The following is a 17,583-nucleotide window of genomic DNA, read 5'->3' on the forward strand; positions in this document are numbered from 1 at the left end:
TCCGCGCCGTCGCCGCGTCAGGCCGCGGTGCGCAGCGGCAGGCGGCCGGCGAGGCGCGCGCCGCCCAGCGCGGCGGAGGGGGCCAGCTCGACCGAGCCTCCGTAGACCGCGAACTGGCGGGAGAGCCGCTCGAGGCCCGAGAGCGCGACGGGGGCGGCGAGGCCGCGGCCGTCGTCGTCGAGACCGACGATCACGGCGGCCTGCGCGGCGTCGCGGGCGACGTCCAGCCGCAGGTGCACGGCCCGGGCGCCGCCGTGCTTGAGGGCGTTGGTGAGCGCCTCCTCGATCAGCCGCACCAGCAGCACCCGCTGCTCCACCGGGAGCGAGGCCGCCTCGACCTCGGCGTAGCCGGCGTCCACGTCGAGGTCGACCGCGATCTCGGCCGGCAGCCGCGAGAGCAGATCGCGCACCGCCGCCACCAGTCCGTGCTCGATGTCGACCGGATAGAGGGCGCCGCTGACCGCGCGCACCTCCTGCTCGCGGAGCTCGTCGAGCCGCTCCGCGATGCCGCCGAGCCGCTCCGACACGGCGGAGGAGGCGGGAGTCGCGGCCACCGCGCGCAGCTCCGCCGTCAGCACCACCAGCGTGTTCTGCAGTCGCCCGTGCAGGCCCTGCGCCACCTCGCGGCGGACCCGCAGCTCCTCCTGCTGGAGCGCCTGCACGGCCTCGACCGCCTGCAGCAGCACGCGTGCGTGGTCCCGCTCCTTCTCGCGCACGCGGCGGGCGGCCCCGACCAGCAGGAAGCCGAACCCGACGACCAGCCCGACGACGACCGCACCGACGACGAGCTCGACCACGAGGGCGTCGAGCGCGGTCGGCGGGTAGACACCCACGAGCAGCTGCAGCCCGACCCGCACCAGGGCCACGACCGCGCCGATCGCCGCCGTGAGCAGCGGCCGCCCGAGACGCGCCCGGCGCTCGGGGCGCAGGACGGTCACCAGTCCGACCGCGACGCCGATCGCCGAGACGTTGACGATCACCCGCACCACGACGTCCACGACCGGGCCGCCCTGGACGCCCCGCACGGTCTGCGAGAGCATCCCGAGGGCGAACACCGCCTGCGTCGCGGCGAGCACCGAGAGCACGCCGCCGAGGAGGCCGACCGTCGAGCGCAGGATCCGGTTGTCCTCCGCGTCGTCCGCCCGCTGCGGCCGCGAGTCGTCGGTCATCGGGTGTGCTCCAGGAACTGCAGCGTCGCCTCCACGCGCGGATTGCGCGTGCCGTCCGAGCGGAGGGAGAGCGCTGCGTAGAGGGCGTTGACGTGGTTGTCGACGGAGCGGACGGCGATGCCGAGCCGCTCGGCGATCGCCGCATTGGTGAGGCCGGACGCGAGCGCGGCGAGCACCTCGTACTGGCGGGGGCTGAGGGCGGCGACGGGCGAGCTCCGGCGGGCGGTGCGGCCGGCGACCAGCGCGGGATCGAGCACGGTGCGGCCGTCGAGGGTCGCCCGGATCGCGGTGAGCAGCGCGGGCGCCGAGAGGGAGGAGGACTTGGAGAGGTAGCTCCAGCCGCGCACCTCGGCCCGGTCGAGCCGGAGGAAGCGGTGCATCGAGTCGACGGCGGAGAGGAGCACGACGGCGAGCTCCGGGGCCTGGGCGCGCAGCTCGCGGCCGAGCTCGATGCCGTCGCCGTCGCCCAGCTCGATGTCGACGACCGCGACGTCGAGCTCGGCCGGCCGCAGCCGCTCCCGCGCCTCGGCGGCGGAGGAGGCCTCGACGACGCTCCGGACGCCGGGCACCGCGCGCAGCAGCGAGGCGAGCATCTGCCGGTAGAGCGGCTGGTCGTCGACCACCGCCAAGCGCAGGTCGCGCACCGTCCCCGACATCGTCACGTGACAGATTCTGGCCCGCGGCCGAGCGGCCGATCGCCACGGAGGCGGCCCGCGACGGCCGTCGTCCCCTGCAAAGGGGGCGTCCCCGGCCGCGCGGGGCGGGGCGGAGAGACATGCCGTCTCGTCGCCGGGTGCGACGGCGCGGATCGGGCGCCGGTCAGCGCCGCGCTCCCGTCAGCGCCACGCTCCCGTGAGCACCAGCCCGAGGACCGCCGCGGCGAGCGCCGCCGCCCACATCCCGAGCCCGTAGCCGAGGCCAGCGGCCCAACGGCGCTCGAGCAGCATCCGCGCCGCGTCGACGCTCGCCGTGCTGAAGGTGGTGAAGCCGCCGAGCACGCCCGTGCCGAGCACGGCCCGCCACGGCTCGTCGACGGCGCCCGCGAGCGCCAGCCCGGTGACCACGCCGAGCAGCAGCGAGCCGGAGACGTTGATGAGGAGGGTCCCCACCGGCCAGCGCACCGGGACGAGCGTGCGGGCCGCGCCGTCGACGACGAGCCGGGCCGCGGCTCCCAGCCCGCCGGCGAGCGCCACGGCGAGGAAGAGGAGCGGCGTCACGGTGTCGATCGTCACGGCGCCGGCCGTCACGGCGCCACCCGGCGCCCGCGCCGACCCGCGAGCACGATGCCGAGGGCGGCCGCCGCCGTGCCGAGCACGAGCGTGATCGCGAGGTACAACACCGTCTCGCTCCAGCGGCCGCCCTCGATCAGCGCCACGGTGTCGAGGGAGAAGGTGCTGTAGGTGGTGAAGCCGCCGAGCACGCCGGTGCCGAGGAGGAGGCGGAGCGTGCGCCGCCGGCCCTCGTCCGGTCCGCGGCGGGCGAGGCCGGCGAGCAGCAGCCCGAGCAGGAAGGCGCCGACGAGGTTGACGGCGATCGTCGCGACCGGGACGACGCCGAGCGGCGGCAGGACGAGCACGGTCGCGTACCGGGCGGCCGTGCCGGCGGCACCGCCCGCCGCGACCAGGAGGATCGCCCCCGGTCGCAGGTGCAGCGGCCGCGTCACTCCCCCGTGTCCCAGGGGACGCGGTGGCGGGTGCCCGCGTCGGCGAGCGGCACGACGAGAACGGGGCGGTGCTGGCGGTGCGCGAGGTGCACTGCGACGCTGCCGCTGAGGAACTCGGCGATGCTCGCGAGCACTCCGGAGTCGCGGGTGCCGACCACGATCATCCGCGCGTCGACCTCCTCCGCCACGTCGGTCAGCGCGAGAGCCGGCTCGCCCTGGGTGCTGCGGAGCGTCCACTCGACGCCGCTGCCGGCGAGCAGCTCCTCGAGCGAGGCGCGCAGGCCCTCGGGCTCGGCCGGGCCGCTCCCGTCCGCGCGGCGCGGGACGAGGCCGACGGGGATGCCGCCCGTCATCGGGTCGACGTAGTCGCCGACGAGGTAAGGATCGGCCGCCACGGTGAGCAGCAGGAGCGGGACACCGAGGCCGGAGGCGAGCTGCGCGGCGGTGCGGACGACCTCGGGACGCTGCCCGTCGACGACGCCGACGAGAACGGGTCCGGAGGGGATCGATGCGGTCATGGGCGACTCCTTCCCTGGTGCCGCCATCCTCCCACCGGGGCGCCGGAGGCGGGCGACGCTGCGCGACGAGTTGCGTCGTGATCATTCCGTTACCGGGCCGGCCCGGGCTAGAGTGACACGTCGCCGGGCCCTGCCGGCCGTCCGAGCCACCGGTGCCGCCCCTGCACCAGCCCCAGCACCACCCCGAAGTCCGCCCACCCGAGGAGAGCGCACGCGTGTCGACCACTGGCATTCCCGATCCCCAGGAGTGTCGCGACACCTCCGACGCCGCGCCCGTGCACCTCACGCGCCGTGAGGCGCGGGCCGCCGAGGCGCGGGGCGCCGAGTCCCGAGTCGCCGAGGCCCGAGTGGCCGACGTCCGCGCTGCCGAGGCCCGCGTCGCCGAGGCGCGAGCCACCGCCGCGCCTGCTGCCCCCGCCCGCCGCGCCTCCGCCGGCAGCGCCCCGCTCAGCCGCCGGGCCCTCGGCTTCGCCACCTTCTCGATCGTCGGCGGGCTGTTCGCCACCGCGGCGATCCCCGCCTACGCCTCCCGCGGTACCGCCGGCGCCACGGCGGCCGGCACCGCCGCGAACCGCGTCGGCCTGCAGAACCTCACCGTCTCGTCGGAGGCGACCGGCCAGACCGCCGTCCGCGACGCGTTCGCCGCGCCCACCCAGGCCCAGCTCGACGAGGCGAGCCGCCAGGCCGCCGTGCTCTCCTCCTCGAACGGCGGCGGCTTCAGCACCGTGCAGACCCGCGCGGCCGGCGACGACTACCCGTGGCCGTCCGAGACCATCGACGACAACGGCGGCGGCCTCTCCCCGCTCGGCTACTACTACCGCGAGTGCGTCGACTTCGTCGCCTGGCGCCTCAACCGCGACGCCGGCGCGGCCGCCGCGCCGTGGAAGTACACCTGGGGGAACATCACCCCGCTCGGCGGCAGCGCCTGGGAGTGGCCGGACAACTGGGCCGCGAAGGGCTGGGCCACCAGCGCCGTGCCGATCGTCGGCTCCGTCGCCTGGTGGACCTACAACCACGTCTCCTACGTGCAGCAGGTGAACGGCGACGGCACCGTGCTCCTCGAGGAGTACAACTACGGCGGCCGCCACAGCTACGTCACCCGCACCTTCCCCACGGCGCAGGTCCCCCTCTTCCTCTACCCGCCGGCCCTGTAGCGGCACCGCCCCTCCGCGAGATGCCACTTGTGCGCGCCGCCGACGGCGTGTCGCGCTCACAAGTGGCATCTCGCGAGGCGAGGGGAGGGGAAGGGCGGCGCGCGGCGGCTGGCATGATGGTCGCGATGACCGGGGCAGCAGTCGAGACGAGTGGCGCGGCCGACGGGGCGGTGCGGCGGTCGCGGACGGTGCTGGTGACGTTCCTCGGGTCGATCGTGCGGCGGTTCGGCAACTGGATGCCGGTGTCGGGCGCGGTCGAGATGCTCGGGCGCTCCGGGCTCGACGAGGCGGGGGTGCGCACCGCCGTCTTCCGGCTGAAGCAGCGCGGCTGGCTCGTGCCGGAGACCCGGGCGAAGGTGAAGGGGTACGCGCTGACGCCGCTCGCCCTCTCCGCGCTCGCGGCGGGTGACGAGGTGATCTGGCACGCGCGGCAGCCGGCGCGGCTCGATCAGGGCTGGTGCATCGTCAACTTCACGGTCGCGGAGTCGGAGCGGTCGCTGCGGCACAAGCTGCGCAGCCACCTCACCGGGCTCGGCTTCGGCAACGTCGGCTCCGCCGTCTGGATCGCGCCCGCGCGGATGCTCGACGCCGCCCGGACGGCGATCGAGGAGCTCGAGCTGGGGGCGCAGTCGCTCATCTTCGTCGGCGACTACGCCGGCGGTCAGGACATCCGGCGGCTGATCCGCAGCGGCTGGGACCTCGAGGCGATCGCCGAGCGCTACCGCGACTTCACCGCCCTCTACGCGGAGAGCTCGCGGCGGCTCGGCGACGCCCCCGGGCCGGACGGCGCCGAGGCGCTGCGCCTCTACCTCGCGGTGGTCGACGACTGGCGGCAGCTGCCGTTCCGCGACCCCGGTCTGCCCGCGGAGGTGCTCGGCGACGACTGGCCGGGGCCGGACGCGGTGGCGCTCTTCGAGACCCTCACCCTGCAGCTCGAGGGCCGGGCGCTGGCGCACGCCGCCGGCTACTGGCCGCAGGGCTGACCGGCGGCCTCACCGCTCGCGCCGCAGCAGCGGCAGCACCTCGCGGCCGATCAGCTCGAGGCCGGCCGCGTCGTCGTGCATCCCGTGCGGCGTGCCGAACTCGACCCGGTCGACGCCCGCGTCGATCAGCGCCTGCGCCTGGCCGGCGACCTGCGCCGGCGTCCCGGAGAAGCAGAACCGGTCGAGCAGCGCGTCGGGCACGAGCGCACCGGCCGCTCCGTGGTCGTCCTCCGCGAGGCGCGCCCGCACCTCCTCGAGCAGCTCCGGCTCGATCGTGACCGTCGGATCGAGCTCGCCGACGGCGTCGAGGTACATCGCGACCTCGCGCCGCGCCACGGAGCGCGCCGCCTCGCCGTCGCGATCGACCACCGTGACGGCGCCGAAGACCAGGCGGACGTCCTCCGCGTCGCGCCCCGCCTTGCGCGCGCCGACGGCGAGCCGCTCCCGCATCACCGGCACGAGGTCCGGATTCGCGGTGCCGCCGATCTTGAGCTCGTCGGCGATGCGGCCCGCCAGCGCGACACCGAGCGGACCCCAGCTGCCCAGCAGCAGCGGCGGGTCCGCGCGCAGCACCGGGTAGCGCAGCCGGGTGCCGGCCTGGAGGGGGAAGAACTCGGCCTCGATCGCCGCGTCGGAGCCGCCGAGCAGCGCGTAGATCAGCGCCGCCGCCTCGCGCAGCTGGGCGACGGGCTTGGGCTGCTTGACGCCGAGCGCGCCGAGCCAGGTGCCCTTGACCAGGCCGAGGTAGGCGCGGCCGTCGCTCGCGGCGTCGAGCAGGGCGATCTGGCCCGCGATCTCGTAGGGGTGCAGGGTGAACGGGTTCCAGCCCGCAGCGCCGAGCCGCACCCGCTCGGTGGCCTGCGCCATCTCGAGGAGCGCCCCGATCGGCGGCTGGAAGAGCAGGTCGCTGAAGACGCTCACGACGTCGATGCCGTGGCCCTCGGCGAGGCGCGCGAGCTCGGCGTAGCGGCCCGGCGCCTTGTCGGACTGGAGGCCGATGCCGATCTCGACGGGGAGCCTCACGTGAGGTCCTCCGACCGCATCCCGCGCAGCTCGCCGCGCTCGATCCGCATGATCAGCCGCTCCTCGGGGTCGGGGCAGGCGACCTCGGAGTCCTTCTCGAGCCAGTCCCCCGCGGGCAGCGGCCGCTGCTTCGCCGGGATCATCGGCAGCACGGCCTGGATCGCGTAGAGGCAGAAGTGGCCGCTCGTCGTGCTGAGCTTGCTGGACTCCGTCACCCGGAACCGGTCGCCGACGCTCATGCCGCAGACGGAGCGGCCGTCGATGCGGTCGACGACCACGTCGATGTCGTAGAGCGCCATGTCGTCGGAGGTGCCGTCGCCGCTGCCCGGCACCGCGCCGGTCACGCCGCACATTCAGCGCTCCACGTCGTCGTCGAGGGCGTCGACGGTCACCGCGTGGTGGTGCACGATCCGCCAGCCGTCGGCCTCGCGGCGCAGGACGTCGGTGATGCGCATCGCCTCGACCGCCGCGCCGGCCGGCACCACGATCAGCAGGTAGGCGGCGAGCGCCGTCCCGCCCCAGACCTCGACGCGCCGCGGCTCGATCCGCAGCTCCGCGACCTCGCCGCGCTCGGCCGGGGTGCGGCCGTCGCGGTAGTCGTCGAGCTCCGCGCGCGAGTACAGCCGGGGCAGGTGGCTCTCCCAGGTGGTGGTGGACTCGTGCAGGTGGCGGTCGAAGCGCGCGCGGTCGTCCTCGACGAAGCCGCGGTACATGTCGCGGAGGCCGTCGAGCACCTCCTCCGCCTCGCGGGTCGTGGCAGTGCTCGTGGCAGTGCTCGCGGCAGTGCTCGTGGTCGCGGTCATGCGGTCGCTCCTTCGTCGTCGCGGACGACGCGGCCGCCCTGCATCACCCAGCGGATCCCCCGCAGGGCGCTGGTGTCGGTCAGCGGGTCGCCGTCGACGGCGACGAGGTCGGCGCGCGTGCCGACGGCGATGCTGCCCGCCTCGGCCTCGATGCCGAGCCAGGCGGCGGGAGTGCTGGTCGCCGCGCGCAGCGTCTCGACCGGCCCGAGGCCCTGCTCGCTCATGTGCTCCATCTCGCGGACGATCGCGGTGGTGCCCTCGAAGTACCAGAAGGGCGGCATGTCGCTGCCGACCATGATCGGCACGCCGGCGTCGATCGCCATCCGGAACGACTCGAGGTGGCGCGGGCCCGCGGCGAGCGAGCGCGCCTGCATCCACTCGGGCACCCCGAGCTCGTCGAAGAACGCCTTGCAGCGCGTGACGACGAGGGTCGGCACCAGGTGCGTCCCCGCCGCGGCCATCGCGGCGGCGACCTCGGGCGTCAGCTCGTAGCCGTGCTCGACGCAGTCGAGGCCGAGCTCGACGGCCCGGGCGATCACGGCGGCGGGGCCGGCGTGCGCGGTGACCTTGCGGCCCCAGGCGTGCGCCGTGCCGAGGACCGCGGCCATCTCGGCGTCGCTGAGCTGCGGCGTGCTGATGCTCTCGTGCTCGCCGGCGATGCCGCCCGAGATCATCACCTTGATCAGGTCGGCGCCGGCCTTCACCTGCGAGCGCACGCCGCGGGCGAAGCCGTCGGCGCCGTCGCACTCGAGGGTGTCGTCGTTCTCGTGCCCGTGCCCGCCGGTGCAGACGAGCGCCTGCCCGGCGGTGAGGATGCGCGGCCCCTGTGCCTGGCCGCGCTCGATCGCCCGGCGCAGCGCGAAGTCGGCGTGCCCGCGCTCGGCGACGCAGCGCACGGTGGTGATGCCGGCCAGCAGCGCGCGCCGGGCGCCATCGGCCATGTGGAGCGCGGTGCCGGCCGCGTCGAGCGCGGCGATCTGCGCGCCCCGCTCGCCGGGGAGCGCGAGCGAGAAGTGCGTGTGCATGTTGATCAGGCCGGGGAGGACGCTCGCGCCGCCCAGCGAGCGCTCGGCGGCCCCGCCGGCCGCGGCGCGCACCTCGTCGAGCGGACCGGCCGCGGCGATCACGCCGTCGAGCACCCAGATCGCACCGGGCGCGGCGGTCCCCGCGACGACGTCGACGATGCGCGCGTCGGTGAGGACGAGGCTGGCGGGAGTGGCGGCCGCGCCCGCGACCGTGCTCAGCGCTGCCGGGTCGGTCACGCGTCGAGCCCGTCGTCCGCGCCGAGCCCGTAGATCTCGCGCGCCGCCTCCGCCGAGACGTAGCCCTCGGCGACGTCCTGCCGCACCGCCTCCGGGTCGCGCTCGCGCGGGTCCCCGTGGCCGCCGCCGCCGGCGCTCTCGATCCGGATGAGATCGCCCGGCTGCACCGGCACGCGCTTGGTGCTGACCGTCGCCTCGCGGTCGGTGCCGGGGAATGTGGTCACCGTGTTCGGCTCCGGCTCCTGCCCGCCGGCGAGCGCCCACGGCCGGGTCTTCGTCTTCTTGATCACGCTGAGCAGCTCTCCGGGCGTCACGAAGCGGATGTCGCGCACGATGCCGTTGCCGCCGCGGAACCGGCCGGCCCCGCCGGAGTCGGTGCGGATCTCCATCCGCTCGAAGAGCATGCCGCTGCGCGCCTCGAGCACCTCGAGCGGGGTGCTGCGCACGGTCGACTCGGAGAGGTGGATCGTCGCGTTCAATCCGTCGTGGCCGGGGCTCGCGCCCCAGCCGACCGGGTCGTTGTTGCTGATCGCGTAGAACTCGCCGGTGTCCGGGTGGTCGCCGACCATCATGAAGCCGGGGACGTCGCCGCCCGAGCTCGCGGCGAGCAGCTCCGGCATGCCCTGGGCGAGGGCCTTGTAGACGAGCTCCAGCGCGACGATGCCGGTCCAGAGCGTGAAGGTCGGCGCCGGGTAGACGGCGTGGAAGAGCGTGCCCGGCTCGGCGAGCACCGTCAGCGGGACGGTGGTGCCCTCGTTGCTCGGCTCGTCGCGCGAGGTGAGGTTCTTCAGCACGACCTTGCCGAGCGCGATGGTCGCGCCGTAGGGCATGTTGACCGGGCCCTTCGCCGCCGGAGCGGAGCCGGCGAAGTCGATCGTCAGCTCGCCGCCCTCGTTCGTCACGGTGACCCTCATCAGGAGGGTGTCGTCGCTGATGCCGTCGTCGTCGAGCAGGTCCTCGGCGCTCCAGCTGCCCTGCGGCAGGGCGAGGAGGGCCTCGCGGGTCTTCTCCTCCGCCTGGCCGCGCACGATCGCGACGGCGGCGTCGACCGTCTCCTTGCCGAACTTCTCGACGATCTCGATGAAACGGCGCTCGCCCGTCCGGATGCTGGACACCTGCGCGTGCAGATCGCCGAGGACGAGGTCGGGCAGCCGCGAGTTGAAGCGGATCAGCTCGTGCACGTCGTGCACGGGCTCGCCGCGGCTCCAGACCTTGGTGCCGGGGAAGAGCAGGCCCTCCTGGTGCACGTCCGTGGAGTCGAGCACGTAGCCCGCATCCTTCGCGCCCAGGTCCATCCAGTGCGCGCGGACGCAGACGTAGCCGATCAGCTGCTCGCCGCCCGGGAGGAAGACCGGGGCGAAGAGCGTGGCGTCGTAGGCGTGCGCGGCGTTCCAGTAGGGGTAGTTGAGCAGGACGATGTCGCCCTCGAACAGGTTGTCCCGGCCGACGTACTCGATCCCCTTGCGCAGCGAGTAGTCGTTCGCGCCGAGGAAGAAGGTGAGCCCCGGCGCCTCCGCGACGAGCTCCGCGTTCTCGTCGTAGAGCGAGATGCCGAAGTCGAACACCTCGTAGATGACGGGGTTGAAGGCGGTGCGGATGAGCGTGGTGCGCATCTCGTCGGCCGCCGCGAGCAGGTAGGAGCGCACGACCTCCACGGTCGCGCCGTTGAGCGTCTCGCTCGCTCCGTGCGTCTGGTCGGTCATCTCAGTCCTCCGTGGTGGTGTCGGTCGCCTCGGTCACGTTCGCGGGGGTCACGTTCGCCGGGGTCACGAGCAGGTAGCCGTGCTCCTCGACGGTGACCCGCTGCCCGCTGTGCACGACGGTGGTCGAGGTGCCCTCGTCGACCAGCGCGGGGCCGAGGAAGGAGTCGCCCGGCTCGAGGCGGCTGCGGTCGTAGACCGCGAAGCCGGTCATCGCCCGCGCGCCGAAGTCGTAGGCCGTGCGGTGCTTCACGAAGGCCTGCGCGGGATCGCCGTCGCCCGCGGGCAGCGTGCGCAGCTCGGGCCGGACGGTGCGGCCGATCCCGCGCACCCGGGTGGTGAGGATCTGGACCTTGTTGGCCATCGCGTGCCCGTAGTGGCTGCGGTGCTGGTCGTCGAACGCGCGGCGGAGCGACGCGACGTCGAGGGTGTCGCCGACCGCGACGGCGAGGGTGTGCTCCTGGCCGAGGTAGCGCAGCTCCAGCTGCCGCTCGAGGACGGCGACGTCGCGGGCGACGCCCTGCTCCTCCAGCGAGGCCAGGGCGATCTCGCCCACCTCGGCGAGATCGGCGGCGAGGCCGGCGAGGTCCGCGTCCTCCAGCACCTCCATCCGGGTGCGGGAGTGATCGGTGACGACGTCGGCACTGAGCATGCCCCAGGCGCTGAAGCCGCTGGGTGCGAACGGGACGATCACCTCGCCCACCCCCATCTCGCGGGCGAGCAGCGGCGCCACCAGCGGACCGGCGCCGCCGAAGGCGAGCAGCGAGAAGGTGCGCGGGTCGTGGCCGCGCTCGACGGTGATCTGCCGCACCGCTCCGACGGTCCTGGCGAGCATGACGTCGAAGATCCCCGCGGCGGCCGCCTCGACCGAGAGGCCGAGCGGCTCGGCGATCCGCTCGCGCACGGCCGCCGTCGCCTCGACCTCGTGCAGGCGCATGGTGCCGGAGAGGAAGCTCTCCGGGTCGACGTAGCCGAGCACCACGGAGGCGTCCGTCACCGTCGGCTCCGTGCCGCCGCGCCCGTAGGCGACCGGCCCGGGCACCGCGGAGGCGCTGCGCGGGCCGACCTGGAGCAGGCCCCGCTCGACGGCCGCGATCGAGCCGCCGCCCGCGCCGATCGTGCGGATGTCGTAGGTGGGGATCAGCAGCGGGAAGTGCTCGAGCTCGGCCTCGTGGGTGACGACCGCGGTGCCGCCCTCGATCACGCAGGCGTCGAGCGAGGTGCCGCCGATGTCGAAGGTCAGCAGGTTGCGGCGCCCGAGCACCTCGGCCAGGTAGCTCGCGCCGACGATCCCGCCGGCCGGGCCGGAGAGCACCGTCGGCGTCGGCGAGGCCTTCGCGCTCGCGGAGGTCATCGAGCCGCCGCCCGAGCGCATGATCAGGAAGCGGGAGTCGAAGCCCCGCTCGGCGAGCCCGCGCTCGAGCTCGTCCACGTAGCGCTCGAAGATCGGCCGGATGTAGGCCTCGAGCACCGTGGTCGAGGTGCGCTCGTACTCGCGGTACTCCTGCACGATGTCGGTCGAGACGCTGACCTTGAGCTCCGGGTGCCACTGGCGCAGCAGCTCGGCCGCGCGCCGCTCGCTCGCGGGGTTGAGGTAGGAGTGGACGAAGCAGACGGCGACGGAGATCACGCCCTCGTCCTCGACGAGGCGGCGGGCGGTCGCGCGCAGCTCCTCCTCGTCGAGCGGGGTGACGACGTCGCCGCGGTGGTCGAGCCGGCCGGTGACGCCCGCGGTGTGCCGGCGCTGCACCAGGCTCGGCGGGCGCTGGTACTGGAAGTCGTACATCCGGTCGTCGGGGACGTTGCCGCGCCCGATCAGGAAGATGTCGCGCAGGCCCGCGTTGGTGATGATGCCCGTCGCGCCGCCGCGCCGCTCCAGGACCGCGTTGAGTCCGAGCGTCGTGCCGTGGATGAACAGCTCGGCCTCCGCGAGGTCGGTGCCGAGGGCCTCGATCGCGGCGAGCACGCCCTTCCAGGGCTCCGCCGGGGTGGTCGGCGCCTTGCGGAAGCGGACCGCGCCGGTGCGCTGGTCGAGCTCCATCGCGTCGACGAAGGTGCCGCCGATGTCGACGGCGAGGCGGTAGGGGCGCTCGGTCACGAGTGTCCTCTCGGGGAGACGGGTTCGGGTCACTTCTGTTCTACCCGACTAAACACTTGTTCACTCGAGCGTTAACATGATCGACTCACGGGGTGCCGGCGAGCGCCGCCGCGACCGCCCGCCCCGCGCGCACGGCGGTGACCGCTCCGGCGAGCGTCGAGTTGGCCACGAGCGCGGTCGGCACGACCGCGTTGCCGGCGACGAGGAGCCCCTCGACGCCCCAGACCCGGCCGTCCGCGTCGCAGACGCTCGTGCCGTCGTCGACGGCGCCCATCCGCGCGGTGCCGGTGTAGTGCAGCGAGGCGCCGGCGTCGAGCAGCAGCGAGTCGCGCTCGGAGTCGAAGTCGCCGAGCCGGGCGCCCGCCTCCGCCTGCACCGCCCGACCGCGGTCGATCAGCGCGAGGTCGGCGGCGCTGTAGCCGAAGCGGACGCTCATCCGGGGCAGGCCGGTGGCATCCGTCTCCTCGGCGGAGAACTCGATCCGGTTCTCGGCGCGCACCTCGGTCGGCACGTAGAGGGCGAGCGTCACCGCGTAGCCCGCCGGGCCGCCGTCCTCGCCCGGCACCGGGGCCTGCATGATCTGGCCCTGGAACGGCTGCGCGTCGCCGCTGTGCGGCAGCCAGCTCGCCGAGGTCGCCCACTCGCCCTCCAGCGGCGCGGGCGGGCCGTCGGCGCCGAGCCGCTCGAGGTCGACCAGCACCCGGCCGGCCAGGAAGGCGTGCTCGTTCAGCCGGGAGCCGAGCGCCGGCCCGCCGACACCCGAGGCGAAGAGGAGCTGCGGGGTGCGGAAGGTGTCCGCGCAGACGACGACGATCGGGGCGCGCACGACCTCCTCGGTCCCGTCCGCGATCGAGCGCAGCACGGCGCCGGTCGCGCGGCCGTCCTCGATCAGGACGCGGGTGACGAGCGTCGAGTGCCGCAGCACGAACGCTGCGTCGCCGCCGCGCTCGATCGGCGGGAAGACCGCCGCCGGCCCGGTGCGGGCGAGCCGCCCCTCCGCGTCGGCGTTGATCGAGACGGGCATGGCCTGCGGATGCCTGCCCTCCGCGCTCACGGGGCCGACGTACTCGTCGAGCACCTCCAGCACGCGGTCGCCCACCCGGTCGGGCGGGTACGGGCCGGGGTTCACCCGGAGCAGGCGCTGCGCCTCGGCGAGGTCGCCGGGCCACTCGTCGGCGGGGATCGCCTCCGGGACCTCGTCGCCGTAGGGGGTCGGCGCGGCGGCGGCCCAGTGGACGCTCATCCCGCCGAGGTTCCAGGCGATCGAGGCGCCGGGCATCTCCGACGCCTCGTGGCCGAGGTCGCCGAGGGTGCGCAGTCCCGCCGGCAGCGCGGCGAGATCGGCCGCGCCGCCCGCCGTCCGCGACGCGCCGACGTACATGGCCTGGTTGCCCGAGAAGGCACGGGCGGCGAAGCCCTCGCGGGCGTCGCGGTCCGGGGTGTCGTGCAGGTGGTGGCCGAAGGCGCTGCCGAGCGGCGGACCCGCGTCGACCATCAGCAGCCGCGCGTCCGGGTGCGCCGCGCGCACCTGGGCGGCGACGACGGCGGCCATGATCCCGGCGCCGACGAGGAGGACGTCGGCGTCCTGCGCGGCGCTCATGCGGCCGCCTCGCGGGTATCGAGCGCCTCGCGGGCCCGGCGGCGCTCGGCCTGCCGGGCGGGGTGCGCGACCGGCGCCGACATCAGCAGCCGCTGCGTGTACGGATGCTGCGGCGCGCCGGTGACGACCGCCGCGCTCCCCGTCTCGATCACCTCGCCGTGCAGCAGCACCATGACCCGGTGGCTGATCCGGCGGACCACGCTGAGATCGTGCGAGACGAAGAGGAGCGCGGTGCCGGTGTCCTGCTGGATCTCGACGAGCAGGTCGAGCACGGCGGCCTGCGTGCGCAGGTCGAGGCCGGAGACGGGCTCGTCGCAGACGATGAGGCGCGGCGAGAGCGCGAGCGCGCGGGCGATCGCGACGCGCTGGCGCTGACCGCCGGAGAACTCGCGCGGCAGCCGGCTGAGCGAGTCGGAGGGCAGGTGGACCCGGTCGAGCAGCTCGCGCAGCCGGTGGCGCGCCTTCTCGAGCGGCACCCCCTGGGCGACCAGCGGCTCGGCGAGGATCTGCTCGATCGTGAGCGCGGGGTTGAGCGAGCTGAACGGGTCCTGGAACACCACCTGGATGTCCTCGCTCAGCGCCCGGCGCTGCCGCGCGTCGGCGGACTGGATCTCGCGGCCGTCGAAGCGGATCGTGCCCGACTCCACCGGCGCCAGGCCGAGGATCGCGCGGCCGATGGTCGTCTTGCCGGAGCCGGACTCGCCGACCAGCCCGAGGGTCTCGCCCGGGCGGATGCTGCAGCTCACGCCCTTCAGCGCGGGGAAGGAGCGGCGGCGCAGCGGCCCGCCGGAGCGGAACACGACGTGCAGGTCGTCGATCTCGAGCAGGGGTGCGGTCACGGTCGGTTCTCCTTCGCGGCGGGCGCGGTGGCCGGGCCGGCGGAGTCGTCCACCGTCACCAGGTCGGGCCGGGGCTCGACGTCGTCGAGCGTCGCGGCGAGCAGCTCCCGGGTGTAGGGGTGCTGCGGGGCGGCGAACAGGCGCTCGACGTCCGCCTCCTCGACGATGCGGCCCTTGCTCATCACCGCGACGCGGTCGCAGAGGTCGGCGACGACGCCGAAGTCGTGGGTCACGATCAGCAGGGCCATGTTGCGCTCGCGCTGCAGCCGGCGCAGCAGGTCGAGCACCTCCGCCTGCACGGTGACGTCGAGCGCGGTGGTCGGCTCGTCGGCGATCAGCACGTCCGGGTCGCCCGCGATCGCGCCGGCGATGAGCACGCGCTGCGCCATGCCGCCGGAGATCTGGTGCGCGTAGGACTGCAGGATCCGCTCGGGCTCGCGGATGCCGACGCTCGAGAGCAGCTCGAGCGCGCGGGTCCGCGCGGCGGCGCGCCCCAGGCCGAGGCTGCCGTGCAGCGACTCGATCAGCTGCGAGCCGACCGTCGTGTACGGCGCGAGGTTGGCGATCGGCTCCTGCGGCACGTAGGCGATCACAGGCCCGCGGAGGGCGGCGGTCTCGCGGGCGGGCGCGCCGACGAGCTCCTTCCCGTCGAGCCGGATGCTGCCCGCGAGCACGCGGCCGCCGGAGGGCAGCAGCCCGAGGACGGCGAAGGAGGTCTGCGACTTGCCGCTGCCGGACTCGCCGACGAGTCCGAGCACCTCGCCGCGGCGCACCTCGAGGTCGACGCCGTCGACCACGACCGTGTCGCCGCCCTGGCCGTCGGGGTAGCCGACGCGCAGGCCGCGCACCGAGAGCACCACGTCGTCGGCCAGCGGAGTGGCCGCGGGCACCTCGGGAGCGGCGATCGCACGACGGCGCCGGGGAGCGGCCAGGCCGCGGTCCTCGAGCGCGTCGCGCATGCCGTTCGCCAGGACGCCGAGGCAGACGCAGGTCAGGCCGATGGCGACGGCCGGCGGCACGATCAGGGCGGGCGAGGTGTAGATGGCGGCGAAGGCCTCGCTGATCTGCGAGCCCCAGGTGGGCACCTGCCGGTCGCCGATGCCGAGGAACTCGAGCCCGGACTGCGCCGCGATCGCCATCCCGGCGACCAGGCCGATCTGCACGATGATCGGCGCGCGCACGACGGCGAGCACGTGGCGCGAGAGGATGCGCCACGAGCGCAGCCCCGAGACCTTCGCGGCGTCGACGTACAGCTCGTTGCGCACCACCGAGACGGAGGAGCGCACCAGCCGGTAGAAGCTCGTCGAGACGCAGACGCCGAAGACGAGCATCGTGATCCAGACCGAGGGGCCGACGACCGCGCGCACCGAGAGCATCACGAGCACGGCGGGCAGGGAGAGCACCAGCGCGGTCATCCCGTTGCCGACGGCGGCGTACGGGCCGCCGAAGTAGCCGGCGAGCAGACCGGCCGGCACGCCGATCGCCACGGCGGCGGCGACCGCGATCGCCGCCGCGAGCAGCGTCACCCGGCCGCCGATCAGCAGCCGGGAGAGCACGTCGCGCCCGGAGCGGTCGGTGCCGAGCAGGTGCTCGGCGGACGGGCCCTGGTCGAGCGCCCGGACGTCCGCGAACGCTGGGTCGTAGGGGGTGAGCAGCGGCGCGAGCACGGCCGCGATCAGGATCAGGATCAGCAGCACGGCGGCGACCACCGCGAGCGGATTGCGGAGGAAGCGGCGCACGGCGCCCTCGGTGCGCTGCGCGCGCACGCTCATCGTCACGACGCTCATGCGGTCCTCGCCCTCGGGTTGAGCCAGGCGACCACGAGGTCGATGGCGGTGTTGACGACGACGACGATGCCGACGGTGACGACGACGAGCCCCATGATCACGGGGATGTCGCCGCGCGGGACGTACTGGACGGCCATCGCTCCGACGCCGGGGAGCGCGAAGACGCTCTCGACGACGACCGCGCCGCCGAGCAGGCCGACGAACTCGAGCGCGAGCACGGTCAGCCCGGGCCCGGCCGCGCCGCGCAGCACGTAGCGGAGCAGGATGCGGCGCTCGGAGACGCCGCGGCTGCGCAGCGTGCGCACGTACTCCTTGCGCAGCTCCGCGCCGACGGCACTGCGGACCTGCTGGGTGACGCTGGCGATCGTGGCGATGCTGAGCGCGATGATCGGCAGCGTGATGGTGCTGAGCCAGCCGCCGAGCGACTCCGCGGGCGGGACGTAGCCCAGCGCGGGGAACCAGCCGAGCTGGACGCCGAAGACGGTCACGAGCACGAGCGCGACGAGGAAGCCGGGCAGTCCGTAGCCGAGCACCGTGGCGACCTGGACGCCGCTGTCGACGCCGCCGCGGCGGACGGCGCCGAGGGTGCCGAGCGCGAAGGCGACGATCGCGCTCAGCACGATCACGCCCGTCACCACGCTCAGCGTGACCGGCAGCCGGGTGGAGAGCGAGCCGATCACCGACTCGTTGGTGAACCAGCTGCGGCCGAAGTCGCCCGAGAGCGCCGAGCCGAGCCAGTCGAGGTAGCGCAGCGGCAGCGGCCGGTCGAGCCCGAGGGCGACGACGCGCTGGGCGACCTGCTCCTGGGTCGCGGACTGGCCGAGGATGCTGCGGGCGATCGAGTCCGGCCGCGCGCCGAGGAGGAGGAAGGCGACGGCGGTGGCCGCGAGCAGCAGCGCGACGCCGGTGCCGATCCGCTTGAGGAGGAACCCGAGCATGGTGTGACTCCGAGGGGTGGGGTGCGGGTCGGAGGGGCGCCCCGAG

General features: G+C 74.7%; 17 protein-coding genes. 2 read left to right on the forward strand and 15 right to left on the reverse strand.

Going from position 1 to position 17,583, the window contains the following annotated elements; all coding sequences use genetic code 11:
* Positions 1-17: 17 nt before the first annotated feature.
* From GSU72_RS17575 to GSU72_RS17595, 5 genes are all read right to left on the reverse strand, one after another.
* Complete coding sequence (locus GSU72_RS17575; protein WP_159986190.1) at positions 18-1,169, reverse strand: hypothetical protein; 1,152 nt, start codon at positions 1,167-1,169, stop codon at positions 18-20.
* Positions 1,166-1,825 (reverse strand): response regulator transcription factor, encoded by a 660-nt coding sequence (locus GSU72_RS17580; RefSeq protein ID WP_159986918.1) that lies wholly within the window; start codon positions 1,823-1,825, stop codon positions 1,166-1,168. Before GSU72_RS17580 ends, GSU72_RS17575 begins: the two co-directional genes overlap by 4 nt.
* A gap of 180 nt (positions 1,826-2,005) precedes the next feature.
* Positions 2,006-2,401 (reverse strand): CrcB family protein, encoded by a 396-nt coding sequence (locus GSU72_RS17585; RefSeq protein WP_348272769.1) that lies wholly within the window; start codon positions 2,399-2,401, stop codon positions 2,006-2,008.
* An 11-nt stretch (positions 2,402-2,412) separates the two neighbouring features.
* The gene (gene crcB / locus GSU72_RS17590) at positions 2,413-2,832 is read right to left on the reverse strand and encodes a fluoride efflux transporter CrcB (RefSeq protein ID WP_244255872.1); all 420 of its coding nucleotides are present in this window, start codon (positions 2,830-2,832) and stop codon (positions 2,413-2,415) included.
* On the reverse strand, positions 2,829-3,350 hold the full coding sequence (locus tag GSU72_RS17595; RefSeq protein ID WP_159986191.1) for a universal stress protein: 522 nt from the start codon (positions 3,348-3,350) through the stop codon (positions 2,829-2,831). The genes crcB and GSU72_RS17595 overlap by 4 nt, the downstream gene beginning before the upstream one ends.
* Before the next feature lie 275 nt (positions 3,351-3,625).
* On the opposite strand from GSU72_RS17595, the gene GSU72_RS17600 reads away from it, so the two are divergent.
* On the forward strand, positions 3,626-4,504 hold the full coding sequence (locus GSU72_RS17600; protein WP_159986192.1) for a CHAP domain-containing protein: 879 nt from the start codon (positions 3,626-3,628) through the stop codon (positions 4,502-4,504).
* A gap of 125 nt (positions 4,505-4,629) precedes the next feature.
* Entirely contained in the window at positions 4,630-5,487 is an 858-nt protein-coding gene (locus GSU72_RS17605; RefSeq protein WP_208545099.1) for a PaaX family transcriptional regulator C-terminal domain-containing protein, read from the forward strand.
* 9 nt (positions 5,488-5,496) lie between these two features.
* On the opposite strand, the gene GSU72_RS17610 is transcribed toward GSU72_RS17605, so the two are convergent.
* The 10 genes from GSU72_RS17610 to GSU72_RS17655 all read right to left on the reverse strand — a co-directional run bounded on the left by GSU72_RS17610 (position 5,497) and on the right by GSU72_RS17655 (position 17,537).
* A complete protein-coding gene (locus tag GSU72_RS17610; protein WP_159986193.1) occupies positions 5,497-6,510 on the reverse strand; it encodes an LLM class flavin-dependent oxidoreductase in 1,014 nt (337 codons plus the stop codon).
* Positions 6,507-6,863, reverse strand: coding sequence for a TIGR04076 family protein (locus GSU72_RS17615; RefSeq protein ID WP_159986194.1), 357 nt, complete (start codon positions 6,861-6,863; stop codon positions 6,507-6,509). The genes GSU72_RS17610 and GSU72_RS17615 overlap by 4 nt, the downstream gene beginning before the upstream one ends.
* Complete coding sequence (locus GSU72_RS17620; RefSeq protein ID WP_159986195.1) at positions 6,864-7,313, reverse strand: nuclear transport factor 2 family protein; 450 nt, start codon at positions 7,311-7,313, stop codon at positions 6,864-6,866.
* Positions 7,310-8,575, reverse strand: coding sequence for an amidohydrolase family protein (locus tag GSU72_RS17625; protein ID WP_244255873.1), 1,266 nt, complete (start codon positions 8,573-8,575; stop codon positions 7,310-7,312). Before GSU72_RS17625 ends, GSU72_RS17620 begins: the two co-directional genes overlap by 4 nt.
* Positions 8,572-10,278 carry a hydantoinase B/oxoprolinase family protein gene (locus tag GSU72_RS17630; protein ID WP_159986196.1) on the reverse strand — a complete coding sequence of 569 codons (1,707 nt, stop codon included), beginning with the start codon at positions 10,276-10,278 and terminating at the stop codon, positions 8,572-8,574. The genes GSU72_RS17625 and GSU72_RS17630 overlap by 4 nt, the downstream gene beginning before the upstream one ends.
* A gap of 1 nt (position 10,279) precedes the next feature.
* Entirely contained in the window at positions 10,280-12,373 is a 2,094-nt protein-coding gene (locus GSU72_RS17635) for a hydantoinase/oxoprolinase family protein (RefSeq protein WP_159986197.1), read from the reverse strand.
* Between the two features lie 85 nt (positions 12,374-12,458).
* A complete protein-coding gene (locus tag GSU72_RS17640) occupies positions 12,459-13,973 on the reverse strand; it encodes a GMC oxidoreductase (RefSeq protein WP_159986198.1) in 1,515 nt (504 codons plus the stop codon).
* The gene (locus GSU72_RS17645) at positions 13,970-14,812 is read right to left on the reverse strand and encodes a dipeptide/oligopeptide/nickel ABC transporter ATP-binding protein (protein ID WP_159986199.1); all 843 of its coding nucleotides are present in this window, start codon (positions 14,810-14,812) and stop codon (positions 13,970-13,972) included. Before GSU72_RS17645 ends, GSU72_RS17640 begins: the two co-directional genes overlap by 4 nt.
* Positions 14,809-16,599 (reverse strand): dipeptide/oligopeptide/nickel ABC transporter permease/ATP-binding protein, encoded by a 1,791-nt coding sequence (locus tag GSU72_RS17650; protein ID WP_208545100.1) that lies wholly within the window; start codon positions 16,597-16,599, stop codon positions 14,809-14,811. The genes GSU72_RS17645 and GSU72_RS17650 overlap by 4 nt, the downstream gene beginning before the upstream one ends.
* Positions 16,596-17,537, reverse strand: coding sequence for an ABC transporter permease (locus tag GSU72_RS17655; RefSeq protein WP_159986200.1), 942 nt, complete (start codon positions 17,535-17,537; stop codon positions 16,596-16,598). Before GSU72_RS17655 ends, GSU72_RS17650 begins: the two co-directional genes overlap by 4 nt.
* Positions 17,538-17,583: the final 46 nt, after the last annotated feature.

This window comes from Rathayibacter sp. VKM Ac-2760, assembly GCF_009834185.1.
Taxonomy (GTDB): Bacteria; Actinomycetota; Actinomycetes; order Actinomycetales; family Microbacteriaceae; genus Rathayibacter.

What these genes read in the sequence shown, in the direction of transcription:
- GSU72_RS17630 (WP_159986196.1), bottom strand. Translation starts at nt 10,278, where the DNA reads ATGACCGACCAGACGCACGGAGCGAGCGAGACGCTCAACGGCGCGACC.
- GSU72_RS17575 (WP_159986190.1), bottom strand. Translation starts at nt 1,169, where the DNA reads ATGACCGACGACTCGCGGCCGCAGCGGGCGGACGACGCGGAGGACAAC.
- GSU72_RS17640 (WP_159986198.1), bottom strand. Translation starts at nt 13,973, where the DNA reads ATGAGCGCCGCGCAGGACGCCGACGTCCTCCTCGTCGGCGCCGGGATC.
- GSU72_RS17615 (WP_159986194.1), bottom strand. Translation starts at nt 6,863, where the DNA reads ATGTGCGGCGTGACCGGCGCGGTGCCGGGCAGCGGCGACGGCACCTCC.
- GSU72_RS17650 (WP_208545100.1), bottom strand. Translation starts at nt 16,599, where the DNA reads ATGAGCGTCGTGACGATGAGCGTGCGCGCGCAGCGCACCGAGGGCGCC.
- GSU72_RS17605 (WP_208545099.1), top strand. Translation starts at nt 4,630, where the DNA reads ATGACCGGGGCAGCAGTCGAGACGAGTGGCGCGGCCGACGGGGCGGTG.
- GSU72_RS17620 (WP_159986195.1), bottom strand. Translation starts at nt 7,313, where the DNA reads ATGACCGCGACCACGAGCACTGCCGCGAGCACTGCCACGAGCACTGCC.
- GSU72_RS17595 (WP_159986191.1), bottom strand. Translation starts at nt 3,350, where the DNA reads ATGACCGCATCGATCCCCTCCGGACCCGTTCTCGTCGGCGTCGTCGAC.
- GSU72_RS17580 (WP_159986918.1), bottom strand. Translation starts at nt 1,825, where the DNA reads ATGTCGGGGACGGTGCGCGACCTGCGCTTGGCGGTGGTCGACGACCAG.
- GSU72_RS17655 (WP_159986200.1), bottom strand. Translation starts at nt 17,537, where the DNA reads ATGCTCGGGTTCCTCCTCAAGCGGATCGGCACCGGCGTCGCGCTGCTG.